General features: G+C 72.0%; 1 protein-coding gene. It reads left to right on the plus strand.

What is annotated here, in order from left to right; translation table 11 throughout:
• Positions 1 to 558 (plus strand): VWA domain-containing protein (locus tag A5700_RS15340; protein WP_156671238.1); only part of this gene is annotated, 558 nt, incomplete at both ends.

A 558-nucleotide genomic window follows, 5' to 3' on the forward strand; every position in this document is an offset into this window, starting at 1 on the left:
CGCAATCGCCGTGGCGGCACCTCCCGATCGCCGTCTCGCTGCTGAGCCTGGTCCTACTGACGATCGCGCTGGCCACGCCCACCCACGACATGCGCATCCCGCGCAACCGCGCCGTCATCATGCTGCTCATCGACGTGTCGGAGTCGATGGCCTCCAACGACGTGCCGCCGTCGCGGCTGGCCGCGGCGAAGGAGGCCGGCAAGCAGTTCGCCGAGCAGCTGACGCCCGCGATCAACCTCGGCCTGGTCGAGTTCGCGGCCAACGCCACGCTGTTGGTGCCCCCGACCACCAATCGGGAGGCCGTCAAGGCGGGCATCGACAGCCTGCAGGCGGCGCCCAAGACCGCGACGGGCGAGGGCCTGTTCACCGCGCTGCAGGCCATCGCGACCGTCGGCTCGGTGATGGGGGGCGGGGACGGTCCGCCGCCGGCGCGGATCGTGCTGGAATCCGACGGCGCCGAGAACGTGCCGCTGGACCCCAACGCCCCGCAGGGCGCCTTCACCGCGGCCCGCGCCGCGAAGTCCGAGGGCGTGCAGATCTCGACGATCTCGTTCGGCA

The organism is Mycobacterium sp. E1214 (assembly GCF_001666755.1).
Taxonomy (GTDB): domain Bacteria; phylum Actinomycetota; class Actinomycetes; order Mycobacteriales; family Mycobacteriaceae; genus Mycobacterium.